General features: G+C 53.9%; 16 protein-coding genes. 5 read left to right on the top strand and 11 right to left on the bottom strand.

Going from position 1 to position 17,150, the window contains the following annotated elements:
* Positions 1–8: 8 nt before the first annotated feature.
* From glmS to BIT28_RS02180, 3 genes are all read left to right on the top strand, one after another.
* The gene (gene glmS / locus BIT28_RS02190) at positions 9–1,844 is read left to right on the top strand and encodes a glutamine--fructose-6-phosphate transaminase (isomerizing) (RefSeq protein WP_075762006.1); all 1,836 of its coding nucleotides are present in this window, start codon (positions 9–11) and stop codon (positions 1,842–1,844) included.
* 296 nt (positions 1,845–2,140) lie between these two features.
* On the top strand, positions 2,141–2,518 hold the full coding sequence (locus BIT28_RS02185) for a helix-turn-helix transcriptional regulator (protein WP_075762005.1): 378 nt from the start codon (positions 2,141–2,143) through the stop codon (positions 2,516–2,518).
* 249 nt (positions 2,519–2,767) lie between these two features.
* Positions 2,768–3,127, top strand: coding sequence for a helix-turn-helix transcriptional regulator (locus BIT28_RS02180; protein WP_075762004.1), 360 nt, complete (start codon positions 2,768–2,770; stop codon positions 3,125–3,127).
* A 60-nt stretch (positions 3,128–3,187) separates the two neighbouring features.
* Here BIT28_RS02180 and ilvA read toward each other — a convergent pair whose 3' ends face one another.
* From ilvA to ilvG, 5 genes are read right to left on the bottom strand one after another with little or no spacing between them, the layout of a single operon-like run.
* Positions 3,188–4,741, bottom strand: coding sequence for a threonine ammonia-lyase, biosynthetic (ilvA, locus tag BIT28_RS02175; RefSeq protein WP_075762050.1), 1,554 nt, complete (start codon positions 4,739–4,741; stop codon positions 3,188–3,190).
* Positions 4,742–4,745: 4 nt separating this feature from the next.
* The gene (ilvD, locus tag BIT28_RS02170; protein WP_075762003.1) at positions 4,746–6,587 is read right to left on the bottom strand and encodes a dihydroxy-acid dehydratase; all 1,842 of its coding nucleotides are present in this window, start codon (positions 6,585–6,587) and stop codon (positions 4,746–4,748) included.
* A gap of 60 nt (positions 6,588–6,647) precedes the next feature.
* Positions 6,648–7,589, bottom strand: a complete 942-nt coding sequence (locus BIT28_RS02165) for a branched-chain amino acid transaminase (protein ID WP_075762002.1) — start codon at positions 7,587–7,589, stop codon at positions 6,648–6,650.
* A gap of 20 nt (positions 7,590–7,609) precedes the next feature.
* Positions 7,610–7,858, bottom strand: coding sequence for an acetolactate synthase 2 small subunit (gene ilvM / locus BIT28_RS02160; RefSeq protein ID WP_075762001.1), 249 nt, complete (start codon positions 7,856–7,858; stop codon positions 7,610–7,612).
* Positions 7,858–9,504, bottom strand: a complete 1,647-nt coding sequence (gene ilvG, locus BIT28_RS02155) for an acetolactate synthase 2 catalytic subunit (protein ID WP_075762000.1) — start codon at positions 9,502–9,504, stop codon at positions 7,858–7,860. The genes ilvM and ilvG overlap by 1 nt, the downstream gene beginning before the upstream one ends.
* Before the next feature lie 413 nt (positions 9,505–9,917).
* On the opposite strand from ilvG, the gene BIT28_RS02150 reads away from it, so the two are divergent.
* Positions 9,918–11,450 carry a YifB family Mg chelatase-like AAA ATPase gene (locus BIT28_RS02150; protein ID WP_075762049.1) on the top strand — a complete coding sequence of 511 codons (1,533 nt, stop codon included), beginning with the start codon at positions 9,918–9,920 and terminating at the stop codon, positions 11,448–11,450.
* 20 nt (positions 11,451–11,470) lie between these two features.
* On the opposite strand, the gene BIT28_RS02145 is transcribed toward BIT28_RS02150, so the two are convergent.
* The 6 genes from BIT28_RS02145 to BIT28_RS02120 all read right to left on the bottom strand — a co-directional run bounded on the left by BIT28_RS02145 (position 11,471) and on the right by BIT28_RS02120 (position 16,140).
* Positions 11,471–11,941 carry a 2-thiouracil desulfurase family protein gene (locus tag BIT28_RS02145; RefSeq protein WP_075761999.1) on the bottom strand — a complete coding sequence of 157 codons (471 nt, stop codon included), beginning with the start codon at positions 11,939–11,941 and terminating at the stop codon, positions 11,471–11,473.
* A gap of 63 nt (positions 11,942–12,004) precedes the next feature.
* Positions 12,005–12,607, bottom strand: a complete 603-nt coding sequence (locus BIT28_RS02140) for a thiol:disulfide interchange protein DsbA/DsbL (RefSeq protein ID WP_075761998.1) — start codon at positions 12,605–12,607, stop codon at positions 12,005–12,007.
* Between the two features lie 69 nt (positions 12,608–12,676).
* Positions 12,677–13,666, bottom strand: coding sequence for a serine/threonine protein kinase (locus tag BIT28_RS02135; RefSeq protein ID WP_075761997.1), 990 nt, complete (start codon positions 13,664–13,666; stop codon positions 12,677–12,679).
* A 156-nt stretch (positions 13,667–13,822) separates the two neighbouring features.
* Complete coding sequence (gene ccoG, locus BIT28_RS02130; RefSeq protein ID WP_075761996.1) at positions 13,823–15,253, bottom strand: cytochrome c oxidase accessory protein CcoG; 1,431 nt, start codon at positions 15,251–15,253, stop codon at positions 13,823–13,825.
* A gap of 267 nt (positions 15,254–15,520) precedes the next feature.
* Entirely contained in the window at positions 15,521–15,787 is a 267-nt protein-coding gene (locus BIT28_RS02125; protein ID WP_075761995.1) for a YihD family protein, read from the bottom strand.
* A gap of 167 nt (positions 15,788–15,954) precedes the next feature.
* On the bottom strand, positions 15,955–16,140 hold the full coding sequence (locus BIT28_RS02120) for a hypothetical protein (RefSeq protein ID WP_075761994.1): 186 nt from the start codon (positions 16,138–16,140) through the stop codon (positions 15,955–15,957).
* Positions 16,141–16,459: 319 nt separating this feature from the next.
* Between BIT28_RS02120 and BIT28_RS02115 the strand changes: the two genes are divergently transcribed.
* Positions 16,460–17,137, top strand: a complete 678-nt coding sequence (locus BIT28_RS02115) for a FadR/GntR family transcriptional regulator (RefSeq protein ID WP_075761993.1) — start codon at positions 16,460–16,462, stop codon at positions 17,135–17,137.
* Positions 17,138–17,150 lie beyond the last annotated feature (13 nt).

Raw genomic sequence — 17,150 nt, 5'->3', positions numbered from 1 at the left:
AAACGATTATGTGTGGGATTGTTGGTGCAGTAGCACAACGTGATGTGGCTGAAATTCTTGTCGAAGGCCTGCGTCGTCTGGAATATCGCGGCTATGACTCTGCCGGTGTGGCGGTGGTTGATAGCGAGAGTAACCTGACTCGCGTTCGCCGCCTGGGTAAAGTGCAGGAGCTGGCCGATGCTGTCGAGCAGTCACCGCTTGTCGGTGGAACCGGTATTGCCCATACGCGCTGGGCGACGCATGGCGAGCCGTCTGAAGCCAATGCCCATCCGCATATGTCTGGTGACAACATTGCGCTGGTCCATAACGGGATCATTGAAAATCATGAAGAACTGCGCGAGTTGTTGACAGAGCGCGGCTACGCATTTGTCTCGCAGACTGACACCGAAGTGATTGCTCACTTGGTTGAGTGGGAGTTGCGCACTGCAGCTACTTTGCTTGAGGCGGTACAAAAAACAGCTGCTCAGCTTGAAGGTGCCTACGGGACGGTTGTGATGGATCGCCGCGACCCAGAGCGTGTTGTAGTTGCGCGTTCGGGTAGCCCGCTGGTGATTGGCTTGGGTGTCGGCGAGAACTTCCTGGCCTCGGATCAGTTGGCGCTGCTGAATGTAACTCGTCGCTTTATGTTCCTTGAAGAAGGCGACGTGGCTGAAATCACCCGCCGCGAAGTAAATATCTTTGATGTTGACGGTCAGCCGGCTACTCGCGAGGTACACGAATCTAATCTTCAGCAGGATGCCGCTGACAAGGGTCAGTACCGTCACTACATGCAGAAAGAAATCTACGAGCAGCCAAGTGCACTGATCAACACCATGGAAGGCCGTATCGGCAGCGATTCCGTGATTGTTGAAAGTATCGGCAACGGTGCGACCGATATTCTGGAAAATGTCGAGCATGTACAGATTGTCGCCTGTGGTACTTCCTACAATGCCGGTATGGTTGCCCGCTACTGGTTCGAGGCGATGGCCGGTGTGAGCTGTGATGTCGAGATCGCCTCGGAGTTCCGCTACCGCAAGTTTGTGACCCGTCCAAATAGCCTGCTGATCACCCTGTCCCAGTCGGGCGAGACTGCCGATACCCTTGCCGCCCTTCGTCTGGCCAAAGAGAAAGGCTACATGGCTGCAATGACCATCTGTAACGTTGCTGGCTCATCATTGGTTCGTGAATCCGATTTGGCCTTCATGACCCGTGCCGGTACAGAAATCGGTGTGGCATCCACCAAGGCATTTACGACCCAGCTGGTGACGCTGCTGATGTTTGTGACCGCTCTGGGTAAAGAGAAAGGCCTGATTGATACGGCCAAAGAGAAAGCGATTGTCGATTCTCTGCATTCGCTACCGACCCAGGTTGAGAAAGCTCTGGCATTCGACAAGCCAATCGAGCAGCTAGCCGAAGATTTTGCCGACAAGCACCATGCCCTGTTCCTTGGTCGCGGTGAGTTTTACCCGATTGCCATTGAAGCGTCACTGAAGCTGAAGGAGATCTCTTACATTCACGCAGAGGCCTATGCGGCAGGTGAGCTAAAACACGGTCCGTTGGCACTGATTGATGCTGATATGCCGGTTATTGTCGTGGCACCAACCAATGACTTGCTTGAGAAACTGAAGTCGAATATCGAGGAAGTACGTGCCCGCGGCGGCTTACTGTATGTCTTCGCCGACAGCGAGGCAGGCTTCGAAGAGGTTGACGGGATGAAGATCATTACCATGCCTCGTGTCGATGAAGTGATTGCCCCTATTTTCTACACAGTACCGATGCAGCTGCTGTCGTACCATGTCGCGCTGATCAAGGGAACCGATGTGGATCAGCCGCGTAACCTGGCGAAGGCCGTGACGGTTGAATAACTGATTTTTTGATAGTCTCAATAATGAGAAAAGGCGCCAACTTTGGCGTCTTTTCTCGTTTTTGAGCATGGGAGAAGCTACTCTCTAGACAAGACTGACTAGTTTTATTGCGAAATAGGAAAAAAGACCTACATTGTGACGAACTGCAACTCATAATAAGAATCTCATCAATAATAATGTTTTTAAGTGTTTGATTTTTAATTTTTTTATTTCTTTTTGTAAAGTTGGCTTATGTTATGCACCCCTAGGATTGAAAGCTGGGCAGTATTCATTTAATTCTGTATTGGAGGTTAGACATGACAGATCCCAAAGCGAAAATCGCGGCGCGAATTAAGGAAGCGCGTGAGTGGAAAGGACTTACCCAGGTCCATATGGCGCAGCAGTTGCGTGTCGCTCGCCAGACCTATCTCGATTTGGAAACCGGAAAGACCGAGCCCAAAGTCAGGCTGCTGTCTGAGATTTCGGAAATCACCGAGCGTCCCCTGACCTGGTTTGTCTACGGTGACGAAGGGATAGAAATCTTGGAAAGTGAGTACAAAGAGGAAATAGATCGTTTATTGCAATACTTTAGCCGTCTTCCCCACTCGGCCAGAAATGTTATTTTGCAGCAAAGTATCAATCTAGCCGGCTTTATGGCGGAATACACCCGGGCACTGACTCAGAAAGACAAATAAATCCCATATTAATACGCATTTAATTACTATGCTTTTTGTGTGTATACAATGTTTTACATTAGTGATTTAAGTTGTCTGCTTTGCTCGACATTAAATGTATAGGGTCACAGTTTCGCCAGCTCTGTAGTGAACTTATGCTGTTCTGTTAGATAATTTCCCGTTCTTTGACACTTTTTCCTGCAATTACAACTTGTTGTCTTTGTCTGAGACGAAGGTTAGTTAGGGACATAATTAACAGATGGTGGCTAAATGCAAAGCTCAAAACCACACATTGCGGCGCGAGTTCGAGATGCTAGAGAGTGGAAAGAGATTTCGCAAGTTGCAATGGCAAAACGCCTTGATATTGCAAGGCAAACGTACCTTGACCTTGAGTCGGGGAAAACCGAGCCAAGGATAACAACCCTGTTGAAGATTGCGGAGATCACCGGGCGACCATTGACCTGGTTTATTGAAGAGGGGACGATCCCGCAGTCTGTACACCAACACACCCAGAGCCAACAGTTGATCGAATTGTTAGACAAGGTGCCGGAGCCGCTGAAAACCAAGCTTATTGCCCATCAGATTGGCATGATAAGCAGCTATATTGACCACTTGGATTCAATGAAATAAATGATAGGTACCTAATAAAAAGCAGCCCGAAGGCTGCTATTTTAATGGGCTATTCCGGCGTTACTGTGCCAGGAAAAACTTATAGGCAGGGTTATCCGTTTCATCCTTCCACTGGTACCCCAGCTCACGGAGATGGCTGGTGAATGACAGCAAATCATGGTCTTCCAGTTCGAATCCGCATAATACCCGGCCGTAGTCGGCACCATGGTTGCGGTAGTTGAACAAACTGATGTTCCAATGTGTACCGAGCGTATTCAAAAACTTCAGCAACGCTCCCGGGTATTCCGGAAACTCAAAGCTGTACAGCCGCTCTTTCAGCGGTTTCGACGGTCGGCCGCCAATCATGTAGCGGACGTGGACCTTGGCCATTTCATCGTCAGACAAATCAACCACCGGATAGCCGCCTTTGCGAAGGTCGTGGATGATGCTGTCCAGTTCTTCCTGTCCCTGCAGCAAGCGGACGCCGACAAAGACATTGGCCAGAGCATCGTCGTTGTAGCGGTAGTTAAACTCCGTCACTGCCCGTCCGCCGATAATATGGCAGAAATCCAGAAACGCCCCCGGTCGCTCGGGGATTGTGACGGCCAGCAATCCCTCGCGTTTCTCACCCAGCTCGCAACGTTCCGACACATAGCGAAGGCCATGAAAGTTCAGGTTGGCCCCCGATAGAATGGCCGCAAGTTGCTGGTCTTGCAGCTGGTTCACTTCGGCATACTTTTTCAGTCCGGCCAGCGACAGAGCCCCGGAGGGTTCGGCAATAGCACGGGTATCTTCGAAGATATCTTTGACCGCCGAGCAGATCTCGTCACTGGTTACGGTGATCACATCATCGATATACTGCTGGCAGAGTCGGAACGTCTCTTCACCGATCCGTTTTACCGCAACCCCGTCGGCAAACATACCGACCTGATCCAGCGTGACCGGTTCGCCGGCATCAAGTGCTGCCTTGAGACAGGCCGAGTCTTCTGCCTCGACGCCGATAACCTTGATCTCCGGCATCAGCTGTTTGAGCAGTACAGACACCCCAGCAGCCAGACCACCGCCTCCGACCGGCACAAAGACGTAGTTGAGATGGCCGTTTTGCTGGACCAGCTCAATCCCAATCGTGCCCTGCCCGGCAATAACAGCCGGGTGATCAAAAGGGGGAATAAAGGTATAGCTATGCTGAGCTGCCAGTGCCTCGGCATGGGCCTTGGCCTCGTCAAAGTTGCCGCCGTGCAGGACGACCTTGCCGCCAAAACTTCTGACGGCGTCTACCTTGATATCCGGTGTGGTACGCGGCATGACGATAGTGGTACTGACCCCGAGCTGCTTGCCTGACAATGCCAATCCCTGGGCGTGGTTGCCCGCCGAGGCGGCAATGACCCCGGCCTGACGTTGCGCCTCGGTAAGCTGGGCCATCATGGTATAGGCACCGCGCAGCTTGAACGAATGGACCGGCTGGCGGTCCTCCCGTTTAAGCTGGACGCTGTTGCCCAGCCTGGCGGCCAGCCGGTTCATGGTCTGTAACGGGGTGACCTGAGCCACCTCGTAAACCGGTGCCCGAAGAATATCGCGAAGGTAGTCGGCTCCGCTTGGTAGCGCTACATCCCCGGCCTGTTTCACTTCGCTCATCATTCTATCCTTCCAGCTTGGTTTTATCTCGGACAGCCCCTTTGTCGGCGCTGGTAGCAAGTAGTGCATAGGCACGTAACGCGTAAGACACCTCGCGCTGGCGGTCGGCTGGTTGCCAGCCCTGCTGGTTGTTCACCTCACGGCGCTGAGCCAGCTCCTGCTCGTCGATCTGCAGTTCAATGCTGCGGTTCGGAATGTCGATATCGATGATATCGCCGTCTTTTATCAGACCAATGGTGCCGCCGGCAGCAGCTTCGGGAGAAACATGACCGATCGACAGGCCACTGGTACCGCCAGAAAAACGGCCGTCAGTAATTAGGGCGCACTCTTTGCCCAGACCCATGGATTTGAGGTAGGTGGTCGGATACAGCATTTCCTGCATGCCCGGTCCGCCTTTCGGGCCCTCATAGCGGATAACGACCACATCGCCGGCTTTCACCTTACCGCCGAGGATCCCCTCGACCGCGGTATCCTGGCTTTCGAACACCACCGCCGGGCCGCGGAAAGTCAGGCAGCTTTCGTCGACACCGGCGGTTTTGACGATACAGCCGTCAACGGCCATGTTGCCGGAAAGCACCGCCAGTCCGCCATCCTGACTGAAGGCGTGCTCTTTGCTGCGGATACAGCCGTTTTCGCGGTCGTCATCGACGCTGTCCCAGCGGCAGTCTTGCGAGAAGGCCTTGGTGGTACGAATACCGGCAGGGCCTGCGCGATAGAAATCTTTGACTTCCTGCGATCCCGTTACCGAAATATCATAATGGGCTAGTGAGTCGGCGAAGGTCTGCCCTAATACGTTATAGCAGTCGCTGTGCAGTAGGCCTGCTCGGTTGAGCTCGCCCAGGATACCGTAGACGCCGCCGGCACGGTGAACGTCCTCCATATGGTATTGTTGGGTTGACGGCGCGACCTTGCACAGGTGCGGTACCAGACGTGACATCCGGTCGATGTCATCCATGGTAAAGTCAATCTCGCCTTCCTGTGCGGCTGCCAGCAGGTGCAATACCGTATTGGTCGAGCCGCCCATGGCGATATCCAGTGCCATGGCATTCTCGAACGCTTTCTTGGTGGCAATGCTACGCGGCAGGGCGCTGGTATCATCCTGTTCGTAATAGCGGCGGGTCAGATCGACGATGCGCTTGCCGGCATTGACGAACAGCTGCTCGCGGTCGGCATGGGTGGCCAGCATCGAGCCGTTGCCCGGCTGACTTAAACCCAATGCCTCGGTGAGGCAGTTCATCGAGTTGGCGGTGAACATGCCCGAGCAGGAGCCGCAGGTCGGACAGGCCGAGCGTTCAATTTGCTCGCTCTGCTCGTCGGACACTGTCGGATCCGCGCCCTGGATCATCGCATCAACCAGATCGAGCTTGAGGATCTGATCAGATAGCTTGGTCTTGCCGGCTTCCATCGGCCCGCCCGACACAAAGATCACCGGAATATTGATCCGCAGCGCGGCCATCAGCATTCCCGGGGTGATTTTGTCGCAGTTGGAAATGCACACCATCGCATCGGCGCAGTGGGCGTTGACCATGTATTCGACAGAGTCGGCGATCAGCTCGCGTGACGGCAGGGAGTACAGCATGCCGCCGTGACCCATCGCGATACCGTCATCGACGGCGATGGTGTTAAATTCTTTGGCGATCCCGCCGGCTTTTTCAATCTCGCCGGCCACCAGCTGCCCCATATCTTTCAGGTGAACGTGGCCCGGTACGAACTGGGTAAACGAGTTCACCACCGCGATAATGGGTTTACCAAAATCTTCGTCTTTTACACCGGTTGCGCGCCATAGGGCGCGGGCGCCGGCCATATTGCGGCCGTGGGTCGTGGTGGCTGAACGGTACTTAGGCATAACTGCAAATTCCTTTTTCTAGCCGCCCGGAGGAAGGACCGGGCGGCTATGTGAGTTAACTTATTTATCGGCTGATGCTGGGTAAACCGGATCCAACCAGCCCCACTTGTCTTCGGTCTGGCCGTTGAACAGGCCAAAGAAGGTCGACTGGATCTTTTCGGTCACCGGACCGCGTCGTCCTTCACCGACGGTGATTTGGTCAACGCTGCGAACCGGTACGATTTCAGCAGCAGTACCAGTCATAAACACCTCGTCGGCCAGATACAGCGCTTCGCGGGCAATGTTCTCTTCGCGGATTTCGTAGCCGAGCTCTTTGGCCAGCGTCATGATCGAGTCACGGGTGATACCCGGCAAAATGGCACTGGTGGCCGGTGGCGTAGAAATCACCCCGTTGCGAACAACAAAGATATTCTCGCCGGCCCCTTCGGACAGGTAACCGTCAACGCTCAGGGCGATCCCCTCGGCATAGCCGTGGCGTCGTGCCTCGCCGCCGACCAGCAGTGAGGACAGGTAGTTACCACCGGCTTTGGCCGCAGTCGGAATGGTATTTGGTGCGGCACGGTTCCAGCTGGAAATCATGGCATCGACACCGTTGGCCAGTGCATCTTCACCCAGATAGGTGCCCCAGGAGAACGCCGCGATGATCAAGTCCATCTCTGTTTCCGGCGGCGGGCAGACACCAAGGCCGACATTCGGCACATAGCCGAGCGGGCGAATATAGGCCGATGTCAGCTTGTTTTCGCTTAGGGTCTGGCGACAGGCTGCCATCAGTTCGTCGACTGAGTAGGGAATTGGAAAGCGGTAGATTTTCGCTGAATCCTTCAGGCGTTGCATGTGCTCCTTGTGGCGGAATACGACCGGGCCGCTGGGGGTGTCGTAGCAGCGGATCCCTTCAAAAACAGAGGTTCCATAATGCATTGCGTGGGTAAGTACGTGTACTTTGGCATCTTGCCATGGAACGAGCTCACCATTGAACCAAATATAATCTGCTGTGTTTGCCATTGTGTGTCCTTCCTTATGCGCTAATCACGCTGTTCCAATATTGTTGTTTTGACAGTGCGGATATCCCATAGCTTTTCTATTTGATTGATAAGCGTGCTGATGGGGCGGTCACTGTCTACGATTATTTCTACACTGGCTATCTTACTTTCATGGTTTTGTGTTGCCGTGACTTGCTTGATGATAAAACCACGGTGACGAATGACGCGTAGTACGCGCTCTAATAATACTGGCTTATCATCCGCTTTGATGTCGAGTAAATATCTATCCATTAAGTATTCTCCAGCATATCTTGGTTTGCTGCGCCGGGCGGAACGAGAGGCCACACATTTTCTTCTTCGGAGATCAGAACGTGAAGCAGGTACGACGTTTCGCTCTCCAGCATTTCTTTCAAAGCCGGCTCAACCTCGGCCTTGGTAGTGATGGTTTTTCCCGGAATGCCGAATGCACTGGCCAGAGTAACGAAGTCCGGGTTGTCATCGAGGATGGTTTCGCTATGGCGGCCGTCAAAGAACAGTGACTGCCATTGCCGTACCATGCCCAGCCGCTGGTTATTGATCAGGACCATCTTGACGGGGATCTGTCTGCGCTTGAGGGTGCCGAGCTCCTGGACGTTCATCATGAAGGAGCCGTCGCCCGAGATCAGGATTGACTCGTCATCGGGCCTGGCTACCTTGGCGCCCATGGCCGCCGGCAGGCCGAAACCCATGGTGCCCAGTCCGGCCGAGGTTATGTAGTTCTGCGGCTCGCGAGGCTGGACATGCTGGGCGGCCCACATCTGGTGCTGGCCGACATCGGTCGAGACTATCGCACTGTCGGGCATCATGTCCGACAGCTGTTTCAGCAACAGCGGGGCGTAGATGAGATCGCCAGGATGGTTATAGTGCCACTTGAACTCGGAGCGCAGGTTCTCGCTGCGCTCTACCCACGGCGTAATGTCCTGGGAAAGCTCTAGCTGCGGCAGGATCACATTGATATCACCTCGTAGCGGAGCATGGGCGTGGCGTAACTTGCTAAACTCGGCAGCATCGATATCCAGGTGAATGACCTTGGCGTGGGGAGCAAAGGTATCCAGCTTGCCTGTCACCCGATCGTCAAAGCGGGCACCAACTACGATTAGCAGATCCGATTCCTGTACTACCAGATTGGCGGCTTTGGTGCCGTGCATACCGAGCATGCCCAGGTAGTGAGGATCGTGGCGCTCGATGGTGCCGAGCCCTTTTAGCGTGCTTACCGAAGGCATTGGATTCATGGTCAGGAAATGGCGTACGGTCTGGGTTGCCTTGGCCAGCTGGACCCCACCGCCGACATAGAGCACCGGGCGCTGGCTTTGCGACAAAATGTGCTGGGCGTTGGCGATGCATTCATCGGAGGCGACCGGCATGGCCGGCGGCTCAACAAACGGCAGCGTCTCGACCGGCGCCTGGGCGAGCTGGACATCTTTGGCGATATCGACAATGACCGGACCGGGGCGGCCGCTTTTGGCGACTTCGAAAGCCTCGGCCAGCGTCGGAGCAAGCTCGTGGATATCGGTAACCAGGTAGCTGTGCTTGGTACAGGACAGCGACATACCGATGACATCCATTTCCTGGAACGCATCGGTCCCTATGTGCGAGCTGGCAACCTGTCCGGTGATGGCCACCAACGGGATGGAGTCAAGAAAGGCATCCGCCAGGCCGGTGACTAGGTTGGTCGCCCCCGGTCCGGAGGTGGCCATGCAGACGGCGACATCCTGGGAGGCTCTGGCCATGCCGATGGCCGCCATGGCGGCACCTTGCTCGTGGCGACAGAGAATGTGCTCGACCCCGCCGTCATAGAGTGCGTCATAGATGGGCATGATAGCCCCGCCAGGATAACCGAAGACCGTGGATATCCCTTGCTGTTGCAGCGCTTTAACAACTAACTCTGCTCCTGTCATCGCTGCTCCCCTTTTCCTTGTTCGTGTGTTGCTGAAAGCTGTATTGGTGGTATTTCCAGCATAATTACATCCAATGTCTAAAAAAAAGCCCCCGGACCGTTCGGTGCGGGGGCTTTCTGCGTTTGTTGTGTTTGTTGCTACTTTACGCCTGCCAGCCCCTCTCGCGGTGAAATAATCACCACGATGACGATGAGAATGAGTGCGATAGCGTTGGCGTTAAATGGCATCTACTGTCTGTCCAGTTTTATTGTTTATTTGTTGCTCTTCCTAAGTGGTAACACAGACATCTGTCGCATGACAAGTAAAAAATGAAAATTAATTAGCAATCTTTGTGCATAAATAGGCTATTTGTGAAACGGAATTTCTTATTTTTATTAACTTAAATGGGTGATATTTCACCGGGGAAAGAGATCATGACTCTTGCGATTGTCCATAGCCGCGCCTGCGTCGGTGTCGATGCGCCGCCAGTAACGGTTGAAGTGCACATCAGTAACGGAATGCCGGCACTGACGTTGGTCGGGTTGCCGGAAACCACTGTCAAGGAAGCCCGGGATCGGGTACGCAGTGCGATTGTGAATGCCAATTTCGAGTTTCCCTCCCGGCGTATCACGGTAAATCTGGCACCGGCCGATCTGCCCAAGGAAGGCGGGCGTTTCGACTTGCCGATAGCCTTGGGGATCCTGGCCGCTTCTGAGCAAATACCGGCAGATAGCCTACAAAGTTATGAATTTTTAGGCGAGTTGGCGCTTTCTGGCGAGCTGCGTCATGTCAAGGGAACCTTGCCTGCGGCCCTGGCGGCGAAGCAGGCTGGCCGCTGTTTGGTCGTGCCCGACAGCAACGGGGATCAAGTGGCCCTGGTAGGTAGGCACATTCATAAATCGGCACCGGATCTGCTGGCCGTCTGCGGGCAGCTATGTGGGCAGCACCAGCTGGAACTGTGCATTCGTAGCGAGGTGAAAAACACGCCAGAACCACATTCTCCCGGCCGTGACATGCAAGATATTATTGGCCAGCAACAGGGCAAGCGGGCCCTGGAGATTGCTGCTGCCGGAGGCCATAACTTGCTGTTTCTTGGTCCACCCGGTACCGGTAAAACGATGCTGGCTTCTCGGCTGTGTGACTTGCTGCCGGAAATGACTGTCGATGAGGCGCTGGAAACCGCGGCGGTGGCATCGCTGACCCAGCAGGCATTGCATGAGGGAAACTGGCGCACCCGGCCGTTTCGGACCCCGCACCATTCAAGTTCGATGGCGGCGCTGGTTGGCGGCGGCTCGGTGCCGAGGCCGGGAGAAATCTCTCTGGCCCATAACGGGATCTTGTTTTTGGATGAAATGCCGGAGTTCGAGCGCAAGGTGCTGGACTCACTGCGCGAGCCTCTGGAATCGGGGGAAATCGTGATATCGCGTGCGACCAGCAAGACCTGCTTTCCGGCACGCTTTCAGTTGATTGGGGCGCTGAACCCGAGTCCGACCGGGTATTACGAGGGAAACCAGGCCCGAACCAATCCGCAGGCCATCCTGCGCTATCTCGGGCGCCTCTCCGGCCCGTTGCTTGACCGTTTTGATATGTCGATTGAAATCCCGGCCCTGCCGCGCGGCACATTGGCCGAAGGTGGCGATCGGGGTGAACCGACGGCAGACGTCAAAAAGCGGGTCTGGCAGGCCAGAGAAGAGATGCTGGTACGTTCCGGCAAGGTCAATGCCCTGCTATCGACCCGGGAGCTGGACCGACACTGCGTACTTGCCAAAGCAGACGCCGAGTTTCTCGAGACGGCCCTGCATCAGCTTGGGCTGTCTATTCGTGCCTATCACAGGATCATCAAGGTTGCCCGGACCATTGCTGATCTGGCTGGCTGCGCGCAGATAGAGCGGGGACATCTGGCCGAGGCGCTGGGCTACCGGGCGATGGATCGGCTGTTGAAGCAGCTGACGGCGCAGGTTGTCTAGTGGCTGAGGTTTCGTCGGCTTTAGGGGGGCTCTTCAAGGCTGTTGAGGGTGCACTCTAACTCGTCAAGCTGATATTCGCTAAAGACTGTGATGCCATGTGCGGTGAGGGCCGCTGCTGCCAGACCTTGTCCGGTGATTCTGGTGCCGTCAAACTGGCCGTTATAGATAAAGTGACTGCCGCAGGAAGGGCTGTTTTCCTTCAGTAACGCAAGATGGATGTTGTACTGTCGGCATAGTGCAACAGCTGCCTGGGCGCCGGCCTGAAACGCGGCTGTCGCATCATCGCCTGTGATGGTAGCGACGTTGCCGTTGGTCTGGATTTCGGCGGGTGGTCGTGGTGTCGGCAGCCCGCCGCTGATCTCGGGGCAGATGACGACTAGCCGCCCCTGTTTTTTCCACTTATCAAGAAGCGGATGGGTAACGAGGTTGTCATTTCCGTCATACCGTACGGCATGGCCGTACAGGCAGGCACTGATCAGGATTTTTTCCACGCTCTCTTTCCTGCTCTCCAAAAAAAGAAGGGCCAAGCGGCCCTTCTTTTCAAGTGTAACGGGTTATTTTTTCAATAGGAAGTTAACCAGCTCGAAGTACTCATCGGCCGATTTGATTTTGCCGGTCTGTACCAGGTACTTGTTGTTGACGATAACGGCTGGTACACCGGTCAGGCCGCTGTCCTGGAAGGCTTTGTTGGCACGGTTAACCATAGAGTTAACGGCAAAGCTGTTGAAGGCACCATCGAAGTCATCGGCACTGATCCCCTCGTCGATGAAGATCTGGCGTAGCTCTTGGTCATTGCGAGGTGGTTTTTGCATACCATGGACACGGTTGAACAGGACCGGCACCATTTTGTCCTCGACATTAAGGACCACGGAAGTGGCATAGGCCTTGCTCATTGATGGCCCCATAGAACCACCCATGAAAGAGACATGGTTTTTCTGCAGCTTGGCATTGTCCGGCAGGGTTTTCTTCAGCTGCTGGATCATTGGCTCAAAGCTATTACAGTGCGGACAGAAAAATGAGAAATACTCAGTGACAACCGGGCTGGTGGACTGCGGCAGATCCAGCACTTTGTAGTAATCACCTTCTGTGAATTTAGCTGCCTGAACAGAGAAAGACAGTAAAGCGACGCTTGCCAGCGCGAGTAGTTTCTTAAACATGTTGCGAGGTACTCCCTTAAAAAGGACTGAAATAACCAAGGTTATTGTTCCATTTGTGTTTTCGTTTTCTTACCACTGCGGCATCAGCTGCAATGGAGGTTCGTTTAAAGCGGCGAGCTGTTCTTTGAACGCTAACACCTGTCCTTCCCAGTATTTGTTATCGGCAAACCAGGGGAAGGCGCGGGGGAAGGCCGGATCCTGCCAGCGTTTGGCGAGCCAAGCCATATAGTGCACCATTCTAAGACCGCGCAAAGGCTCAATTAGTTGCAATTCTTTCTGATTGAAGTCCGCAAACTCGCTGTACGCCTCCAGTATAGTATCGAGCTGGGCGAGCTGGTCATGGCGCTCGCCGTTGAGCATCATCCAGAGATCCTGTATGGCAGGGCCGTTGCGGGCGTCGTCCAGGTCGACAAATAACGGGCCGTCACGCCAGAGAATATTGCCGGGGTGGCAGTCGCCGTGCAGGCGCAGTGACTGCCAGTCGGTGTGCCAGTGCTGCTCCAGCTCTCGAATAAGCAGGTCGAGATCGGCAAAGAAAACTGTCTTCAGGTGGTCGGGGATGAAATCGGCTTGCTCTAGAAGCTGTCGTGGCTGGTGAAGGTATTCATCCAATCCGATGGTCGGACGGTGTGCAAAAGGCTGTCGCCGGCCTACCTGGTGAATGCGGCCGAGGTAGCGCCCGACCCATTCCAGCTGGTCAAAGTTATCGACCTCGAACTGGCGTCCGCCCATACTGGGAAAGAGCGCCAGGCGGTGCTCACCGAAATGCTGCAGGGTACGGCCTTCAAAGGCGATTGGCGCAGCAACCGGTATCTCCTGCTCGAGCAGTTCATGGGTAAAGTCATGCTCCTCCTGGATTTGCTCATTGCTCCAGCGCTGCGGACGGTAGAACTTGGCGACGTAGCGGGCACCGTCTTCGGCACTGAACTGGTAGACCCGGTTTTCATAGCTGTTAAGGGGAAGCAGGCCTGACTCGGCACGGACTCCGATGCTGTCGAGTGCATCGAGCAGCAGCTCGGGGGTCAAATCAGAAAAGCTAAAACCATCTTGTTGTGTCATATGAAAAATTCCGCAGCCAGTATCAGAGCCTGTCAGTATATACCCAAGCGACTTCAAGATGCTCGCTCCGGCGAGAATTACTTGGGGATAGCATCATAATAAAAAAGGGCCGTCAGCGGCCCTTCTTTACATAACTTTGCTTTACTTTGCTAGAGGTTAGCGTAACTCTCCGATAAAGCGGCTTTCGGTCTGAAGTTCTATTTTATCCTCACCCTCTCCCCGCTCCATGATAAAGGTGATATCGGCAATCGGCGACTGCAACAGGTAGGGGTCAACCCCCAGGCTGACCGGCAGGGTGAAGACTTCACCGGCTTCGACAGTGACCTGCTGCTGACCGTACCATTCAATCTCTTCAATGCCCTTGACGCTCAGAGTGTAGACGGCCTGCTGCTGGGTTTTGTTGAGGATCTTCAGGGTATAGGTGTTTTCAACCAATCCTTCGGTGTTGACTCTGAACAGCTGGTTGCGATCGCGGATCACGTCCAGTCCCATTGGCTGTACCGAGGCCAGCAGGAAGAAGAACAACCCGACCATGGCGATCATCACCGCGCCGTAGCCGATGAGTTTCGGTCGCATAACATGGGTTGTGTGCCCCTCAAGCTTGTGCTCGGTGGTATAGCTGATCAGGCGCTTCTCATAACCCATGCGGTCCATGGTTTCATCACAGGCATCCACACAGGCACCGCAGTTGATGCACTCGTATTGCAGCCCGTCACGGATATCAATACCGGTCGGGCATACCTGGACACACAGGTTACAGTCGATACAGTCACCGAGTCCCAGCTCCTTGGGATCTTTCTTGCGTGAGCGAGGGCCACGGGCTTCGCCGCGCTCGGTGTCATAGCCGACAATATAGGTGTCCTTGTCGAACATCGCCGACTGGAAGCGGGCGTACGGACACATGTGGATGCAGACAATCGAGCGCATCCAGCCGGCATTGGCATAGGTGCAGGCAGTAAAAAACAATACCCAGAAACCTGCCCAGAAGCTGGCATTGAAGGTAAAGAAGTCAATGACCAGTGTCTTGACCGGAAAAAAGTAGCCGACAAACGTCAGGCCGGTGGCAAGGGCGACCGCCAGCCAGGCGGCATGCTTGAGGACTTTTCTGCCCAGCAGCTTACCGGTCGGCTTCATGCTGTCTTGTTTGCGCCTTTTGTTAGCCGGCCCTTCAAGCTTCTCCTCGAACCAGATGTAGATAAAGGTCCAGACGGTTTGCGGACAGAAATAACCACACCAGACCCGGCCCAAAAAGGTGGTAACAAAAAACAGGGCAAAGGCCGCGATCATAAACAGGGTTGCCAGCAGGGTGAGATCCTGTGGCCACAGAGTCGTGCCGAAGAAGTTAAACTGCTGCTGGCCGATATCCAGCAAGATAGCCTGGCGATCGCCATAGGGGATCCAGGGTAGCCCCATAAACAGGATCATTAGCAGCCAGCCCATTTTCTGGCGTAGCTTCTGATAGATCCCCTTGACGGCACGGACATAGATTCGATTACTAGGATTGAAGCGATCGGAGTTGCCTTTGTGGGTTTTGGGGTTGAATTGTTGCGGTGTGACATCCTTTATTTTGATTTTCTCATGGCTCATGACATTACTTTCCTTGGGTTACCCCATATTTTTAAATATAGCTAGGGGCGTCGGCAGGTACATTGCCTGACCGATAATGTTGTAATTAGCGAACAGATGTTATCAGCTGATTATATTACAGACGATTTTGTTATAACTCTAACAAGGTCATAGTTTGAGAAACAGATACAGATAGGGTGCTGGCGGGGTATAACAGAAGGACTCTGATAGCCGAACGCTGGAGCATCAGGCTCGGCCATCGGGAAAGGTTGGGGTTAACCGTCGCGGTTACTTGATGATGCCGCGTGCGCGCAGGATGGCGGTTTTAAAGTCGTCTTCACAGTCTTTGGCGATGCCCGGGATCATTTCCTCCTTGTCACTGTTGCGCATTTTCAGGTGGTAAATCAGCACATCATCGGTAAGTGCTTCCAGCTTGCCCTCATATTTTGCTTCCTCAGCCAGCTTGAGCAGAAACTCGACCAGGTTGAGATCCGGTTCTTTCTGCCATTCAGGATGCAATAGTTCAATCAGTTCGTTGACGCGATGGGTTTTCATTTCTTTCTCCACAAGTTAGGCCGAGTGAATCTATTTTGATTCTATAATCATAATTTTATTGTGGGTAAATTACCCCAAACCCGGCAACGATACAAACGGGATGCAACACCGGCACCAAAAGAAAAGACAGCCGCAGAGGGCTGTCTTTGCTATTGAACGCAGTGAGTCTATGCTGCCTGCTCGTTATCAGCACATTGCTGGGCAATGACGGGCTCTGCAGTCGTTATTGTATGGACCTCGGCGACATGCTGTGGCGCTTTCCTGGCCTTGAATGTCGGCGCATGGGAGGTTGCACGCAAACGAGAGGGACTACGATGGGTACTTACATACCTGACGGGAGATGCTGGACGCATGGTTCACCTATTGTCAGGCGCATCCGTGGCCAAATTAATCGAAATATCTCCGCAGTTATTCTTGCTGGCAAAACCGATCCTGTGCGGAAATATTGGTCTGGTTGAATATTTTTCGCCGGGAGGATAGCAGTAACCTATTGTGATGTCGAGCGAAAAGTAACCAATAAAAATTGCGCTTCAGGCCGCATTCGGCGGGTCTAAAGCAATAAAATGTTAGTTGAATCGGCATCTGTGAAGATAAGCTGTTTCTCGGCAGGAGCTTTGTGGTCTAATGCGCGTAGCTGGCAACTATTATAAAAAATAGCCCGGGAGGGACTGAATGGAACGGGAACAGCAGCGGTTGGTCACCAACCGTAATTTATCTTATAAACTGGCAGAGTCGATTGGCCAGCGGATTTTACGTGGAGAAACGGTTCCTGGTGATATTTTGCCAGGAGAAGTGGAATTGGGCGAAATGTATGGCGTGAGCCGGACAGCGGTTCGCGAAGCGATCAAAATGCTGGCGGCCAAGGGGATGGTACTTCCCCGCCCCCGGATCGGTACCCGGGTGCTGCCGAAACGCAACTGGAACTATCTGGATCAGGATTTGCTGGCCTGGCTGAGCTTCGATCATCATACGGAACTGGTGAATGAATTCCAGCAGGTTCGAATGACCCTGGAGCCGGAGGCTGCGGCACTGACGGCCGTTCATGCCAGCGACGAGGATCGTGAAGAACTGCAGTCGCTAATGGATGAGATGTATAAACTGGGCGAGACGTTTGATCAGGAAAAATGGATTGAAGTCGATACCCGCTATCATCAGCTGATTTACTTTGCTTCGGGCAATCATTTTATCAGCCCGTTCGGTAACCTCTTCAAGGCGGTATTTGAAAGCTACTTCAGAATCATCACCCGTGATCGGGTGCTTAAACTGGACATTCATCAACGGATAGTGGACGGCATTATGGCCCGGGATCCTGAGGCTGCCCGTCAGGCAACGATCGAATTGCTGAAATAAGCTGAAATAAACC

Source organism: Photobacterium proteolyticum (assembly GCF_001939735.1).
GTDB lineage: Bacteria > Pseudomonadota > Gammaproteobacteria > Enterobacterales > Vibrionaceae > Photobacterium > Photobacterium proteolyticum.
Note: the sequence above shows the minus strand (reverse complement) of the source record. Positions and strands in the feature narration are given on the sequence as shown.